This is a genomic window from Paenibacillus sp. GXUN7292, from assembly GCF_050864975.1.
In the GTDB taxonomy this organism is placed as follows: domain Bacteria; phylum Bacillota; class Bacilli; order Paenibacillales; family Paenibacillaceae; genus Pristimantibacillus.
Window position 1 is genome coordinate 1 of record NZ_JBOZWO010000091.1, and the last position, 1,570, is coordinate 1,570.

Genomic DNA, 1,570 nt, shown 5'->3' on the forward strand with positions numbered 1-1,570 from the left:
GGACAGCCCCTTCGTATTATTAGGTCAACCAGATATTACTGGTTGGCCTATTCTTTATGGTCATTCTATGATGGCGGTAGCCGGGAGAACGTGACAGCCCCTGGGGGACAACCCCGTACACAAAAACTGTTCTCTCACTACCACCGACCATCACGATTGAGCTGGTTGAGGCGCTGACCTCGTATCACAAGCGAAGCTGTGGAGTTGGAACCATTGTGGGAATAACCGGCAGATTTTATTGAAAGGAGAACTGGATGAAACCTGTTATCGGAATTGATGTAGCAAAGGGAAAGTCTGTCGTACAGTGTTTTTTAAAACGTAACCGACCCGTGGGACGAGCAGAAACCATTCTGCATACGCCTAAAGGATTTCAGCGGCTCAAGTCCTTGCTTACTGAATTAGAGCAACAGAGTGGCTTAAAGCCACAAATCATTCTTGAGCCCACGGGTCATTATCATCGTGTGCTTGTTCATTATTTACAGTGTGAAGCCTTTGAAGTCATCCTGGTGAATCCTTTGCAGGCACAGCGAGCTAGAAGGACAGGGTTGCGCAAAGTCAAAACCGATGAATCCGATGCATGGCATCTAGGCGATCTGTATTATCAGGAAGAAGATTGGCTGACTCATCCCATCCAAAAGGAAGCTTTCACAGACTTGCAGTTCTTAACGCGCCAGCATGAATTCGTTACGAGCTTGTATGTGCAGGCCAGGTTAAATATGCGAGCCCTGATTGATCAAGTTATCCCTGGCTATGAAAATGTCTTTACAGATATGTTTTCTAAAACATCTTTAAACCTGCTAGAGGTCTGTCTGTCGACTGAAGGAATTCAAGAGCAGGGGGATAACTGGCACGAGATCATTGCGGAAGCCACCCAAGCCTCCCGTTCAGATGCCTGGATGAACAAGAAGGTTGAATTGATGCGCACCGTTTGTCAAATGAATCCTGTTACCACAATGGGTTTCGGTTTGAGACAATCCCTTCTGGCTATGCTTAAGGTGCTTCGAGAGCTTCAGGAACAGCTTGTGGATTTAGAACGAGTCATTTATGAAGTTTCCCAAACGATCCCACAGGTGCAGTTGCTGGAATCGATCCCAGGAGTAGGCACCAAGCTCGCCACTGCAATAGTGGCGGAGATTGGAGATGGATCGCAGTTTAGTCATCCCAAACAAGTCGTCGCCATGGCGGGATTAGATCCAAGCGTGTTTAGTTCCGGGAAATTTACGGCAAGTGAAAACAAAATAACGAAACGCGGCTCAAAACGCTTGCGAAGAGCCGCTTATCTGGTGGTCATATGCGGATTAAGAAAGGGTTTAAATCCCCGCCTAAGAGCCTATTATGACAAGAAAAAAAGCGAGGGTAAGCCCCATAAAGTAGCCGTGATCGCTTGCGCCAACAAGGTATTACATCACGTCTACGCTATGCTTAAAAAAGGGCAACCGTTCGCTTCTTAGAGATCATTGATCCCATAAACTTCCATTCAATGGAGGTTTATTTGGTATGTTCGAATTTAGTATACCAAAAATCTTTGTCCATTAAAACGCTCTATTGACAAAGTATTAGCTGGTTTTTT

General features: G+C 45.7%; 1 protein-coding gene. It reads left to right on the forward strand.

Annotation, left to right across the window (positions count from 1 at the left end):
* Positions 1-254 precede the first annotated feature (254 nt).
* On the forward strand, positions 255-1,451 hold the full coding sequence (locus tag ACRRU2_RS28465) for an IS110 family transposase (RefSeq protein WP_432506823.1): 1,197 nt from the start codon (positions 255-257) through the stop codon (positions 1,449-1,451).
* Positions 1,452-1,570 lie beyond the last annotated feature (119 nt).

What these genes read in the sequence shown, in the direction of transcription:
- ACRRU2_RS28465 (WP_432506823.1), top strand. Translation starts at nt 255, where the DNA reads ATGAAACCTGTTATCGGAATTGATGTAGCAAAGGGAAAGTCTGTCGTA.